The sequence below is a fragment of the Mycobacterium sp. genome (assembly GCF_032159765.1).
Taxonomy (GTDB): Bacteria; Actinomycetota; Actinomycetes; order Mycobacteriales; family Mycobacteriaceae; genus Mycobacterium.
The window spans coordinates 1-3,875 of the sequence record NZ_JAVHWM010000188.1 but is presented as its reverse complement, the minus strand read 5'-3'; the positions used below and the strand labels follow the sequence as shown (position 1 = coordinate 3,875).

The window sequence follows — 3,875 nt, the reverse complement described above, 5'->3', positions numbered from 1 at the left end:
CCGCAACGCTGGGCGCGCCGATCGTGCACGCGCTGCGTGGCAAGGAGTTCATCGAATACGACAACCCGTTCGACGTCGGCATGACCGGCCTTCTGGGCTTCGCCTCCGGCTACAAGGCGATCAAAGAGGCCGACGCGCTGCTGATGCTTGGCACCGACTTCCCCTATCAGCAGTTCTATCCCGAAAACGCCAAGGTCATTCAGGTCGACATCCGCGGCCGCAACCTCGGCCGTCGCACCCCGATCGATCTCGGACTCGTCGGCACCGTGAAAGACACCCTGGCCGCCCTGCAGCCGCTGCTGCGTGAGAAGAGTCAACGCGACCATCTCGACCGATCGCTGCGCCACTACCGCAAGACCCGCAAGACGCTGGACGAGCTGGCCGTCAACGACAGCGACCGAAGCCCGATCCGGCCGGAATACGTTGCGGGACTTGCCGATCAGCTGGCGGCCGATGATGCCGTCTTTACCGTCGACGTCGGCTCACCGGTGGTGTGGGCGGCGCGCTACCTGAAGATGAACGGCCGCAGGCGACTCGTCGGCTCGTTCAACCACGGCACCATGGCATGTGCGCTGCCACTCGCGATCGGCGCGCAGACCGCGTTTCGCGACCGGCAGGTGGTCGCGCTGGCCGGCGACGGCGGCCTCACGATGATGTTCGGCGAGCTGATCACACTGATCCAGAGCCGGTTGCCGGTCAAGGTGATCGTGTTCAACAACTCTTCGCTGAACTTCGTCGAGCTGGAGATGAAGGCCGCGGGGATCGTCAACTTTGGCACCGACCTGGTGAACCCGAACTTTGCGGACGTCGCTACCGCGATGGGGATCTTCGGCCGCCGCGTCGAGCGGCCGTCCGACCTGCAGCAGGCACTGGCCGACGCGTTCGCCTATGACGGACCGGCCATCGTCGACGTGGTGACCGCACGCCAGGAGCTGTCGATACCGCCGGCGATCACCGTCGAACAGGCTAAGGGCTTCTCGCTGTACGCGATCCGGACCATCTTGGCGGGACGTGGTGACGAGCTTCTCGACCTGATCACCACCAACGTCGCGCGGCGAATTCTCGATTAATAGCCAACAGTCCGTCGTTGCCGCCTTCGGCGCATTGCGCGCCATTTTTGATCTTCGCCGCTAATGTTTGCCCATGCGCATGAGAGTTTGGTCCGTTCTTGCTGTCGTTTTGCTACTTGCGGCCTGTGGGGGCCCCAACCCGCAGGTCCCGAACAAGGTCGCCAAGTCGGGTCCGCCGGATACCAGCAGCATCGAGATCCACGGCGACCCCTCCGAGGCGGTGAACAAACTTGCCATGCAGGCCATCGCCGACTTGCAGAAGTACTGGGGTGATGAGTTCCCGAAGCTCTACGAGAAGGATTACGAACCGGTCAAGGGCGGGTTCTACGCTGTCCTTCCATCGTCGGGTGACTTGCCGCCGTGCGCAGCTTCTGCAGACGACATCTCGGGCAACGCGTTCTACTGCGCGAAGAAGGATGTCGTTGCATGGGACGCCGAGGGCCTGCTTCCCACTTTGCAGAAGAAGTACGGAGACTTCGTTATCCCCGTCGTGTTGGCCCATGAATGGGGCCACGCCATCCAGGGCCGTTCGAACTTCACCGCGCGCACGGTCACCAAGGAGCTGCAGGCGGACTGCTTCGCCGGCGGATGGGCCAAGCACGCCAAGGACGACAAGATTTTCGACGTTACCGCCGCCGACCAGGACGCCGCCCTGGCAGGCATCCTGGATCTGCGCGACACACCCGGCACCAGCAATATCGACCCCAACGCGCATGGCAGTGGCTTCGACCGCGTCAGTGCATTCCAGGACGGCTTCGACAACGGTCCGGAAAAGTGCAAGGACTACCGCGACGACGAGCCGATGGTGCTCGAGCTGCCGTTCAACGACGAACAGGATGCCGAGCAGGGCGGTGATTCGCCTTACGACTCGATCGTCAACGGCGTGCCGTATGACCTCGAGGACTACTGGACGCACGTCTACCCCGAGATCGCCGACGGGAAGGCGTGGCAGCCCGTCCACGGTCTTGAGCCATTCGCTCCAGACAGCCCGCCGGCGTGTGGCGGGCAGCCGACGACAGGCTACGTGTTGTTCTATTGCGTGCCAGACGATTACGTGGGTTGGGACAACGTCAAGGGAATGCCGCGGGTCTACGACCAGGGTGGTGACTACGCGGTTGCGACGCTGCTGGCAACCCAGTTCGGGCTGGCGGCGCTGACCCGGCTGGGCGACGACTCCGACGAGAAGACGTCCACGCTCCGCGGCGACTGCTTTGCCGGCGGCTACACGGCCAGCGTCATCCTCTACAACCGCCCGGACACCAGCACCTATCACATCTCGCCGGGAGACCTCGACGAGGGGATCAAGGCGCTGCTGGTGTTCCGCGGCGAGGGCGACGTTGAGCGCCAAGGCGCGGGCTGGGCCCGGATTAAGGCGTTCCGCGAGGGCGTCATCAACGGCGCGGAGTCCTGTCTGAAGTACGAGGACAAGTAGCTCACGCCGGGCGCGGAACGGCGGCCAACGTCGCCTGACCAACCCATTCGGGGATGGCTCGGCGCACGTCGGCGGGGCCGGACACCTTCACACTGCCGTCGAGTTGCGCGTGTGCCCAGTCGACGTCTCCCCGCCAGATGCGGGTGAGCGTGCGCAGGCTGGTTTCGACGGTGCCCGCCACCTCGCAGCCGGGATCGAAATCGCACACGTCGGCCTCGCCGCTGGCCACCACCAGCCACCATCGCGACGCCTTCGGCGCCACCCCGTCGAGGTGGAACGCCAACGTCGTGCGCGCCCGCGGCCACGCGTCGATCGGGATGGTCCGGCGCATGTCCCACATCAACAGATGCGGGTCGAGGTCCTCCTCGCCGAGTTCGCCGATCCAGCGCACACCCCATGCGCCGAGCGAGTCGACGACGTCGGCGAGCTCCTTCCCGCACTCGGTGAGCGAGTACGTGGTGCGGCCGTCGATGTCGGTGCGTTCGACGACCCCGGCGCGTATCAGCGACTTCAGCCGCTTCGACAACAACGCAGGCGACATCTTCGGCACGCCGCGCCGCAGGTCGTTGAAGTGGCTGCTGCCCGCCAGCAGTTCGCGCACGACGAGCAGGGTCCAGCGCTCGTCGAGTAGCTCCATGGCCTTGGCCACCGGACAGAATTGGCCATATCCGGACATTTTGCGCACCTCCGAGCGTTGAGTGGGCAGTACAGATATGGAACCAGTGCCAGTACAGATCTGTAACTAGATCCGCGGTATCGGCGACGAGACGATGTTTGCACCGACAGAGGAGGACATCGACTATGAGCAATCCGACGACAGCCGTCGACCACAGCCAGGTGGCGGCCAAACACCGAGCGATGTGGGCATCCGGCGACTACGCGAAACTCGCTGCCGGTCTCGTCACACCTCTGGGCCCCGTGCTGGTGCAAGCCACCGCCATAGCGTCGGGCGATCGAGCGCTGGACGTCGCCGCCGGGACCGGAAACGCGGCGATTCCCGCCGCAGAGACCGGAGCCAGCGTCGTCGCCAGCGATCTGTGCCCGGAGTTGTTGGAGGACGGTCGCGCGCTTGCCGCCGAGCGCGGCGTCGACCTCGAATGGCGCGAGGCCAACGCCCATGAACTGCCTTTCGGGGACAACGAATTCGATGTGGTGATGTCGTGTATCGGCGTGATGTTCGCACCGTTCCATCAGCTCGCCGCCGACGAGTTGGTTCGGGTGTGCAAACCGGGCGGCAGGATCGGTTTGATCAGCTGGACGCCCGAAGGTCATATCGGCAAGCTGTGGGCCGCGATGAAGCCGTATGCCCCCGCGCCCCCGCCCGGCGCGCAGCCACCTCCGCTGTGGGGTCAAGAGGATCACGTCCGCGCGCT

Annotated in this window: 4 protein-coding genes; 3 read left to right on the top strand and 1 reads right to left on the bottom strand. The window is 65.0% G+C overall.

What is annotated here, in order from left to right; genetic code table 11:
- Nucleotides 1-1,070, top strand: a 1,070-nt coding sequence (locus QOH60_RS24405; protein WP_526424460.1) for a thiamine pyrophosphate-binding protein, incomplete at its 5' end; no start/stop codon positions are given.
- Between the two features lie 73 nt (nucleotides 1,071-1,143).
- The gene (locus QOH60_RS24400; protein ID WP_526424459.1) at nucleotides 1,144-2,502 is read left to right on the top strand and encodes a neutral zinc metallopeptidase; all 1,359 of its coding nucleotides are present in this window, start codon (nucleotides 1,144-1,146) and stop codon (nucleotides 2,500-2,502) included.
- A 1-nt stretch (nucleotide 2,503) separates the two neighbouring features.
- Here QOH60_RS24400 and QOH60_RS24395 read toward each other — a convergent pair whose 3' ends face one another.
- A complete protein-coding gene (locus tag QOH60_RS24395; protein ID WP_526424458.1) occupies nucleotides 2,504-3,178 on the bottom strand; it encodes a winged helix-turn-helix transcriptional regulator in 675 nt (224 codons plus the stop codon).
- A 125-nt stretch (nucleotides 3,179-3,303) separates the two neighbouring features.
- Here QOH60_RS24395 and QOH60_RS24390 point away from each other — a divergent pair.
- On the top strand, nucleotides 3,304-3,875 hold a 572-nt coding region (locus QOH60_RS24390), incomplete at its 3' end, for a methyltransferase domain-containing protein (protein WP_526424457.1).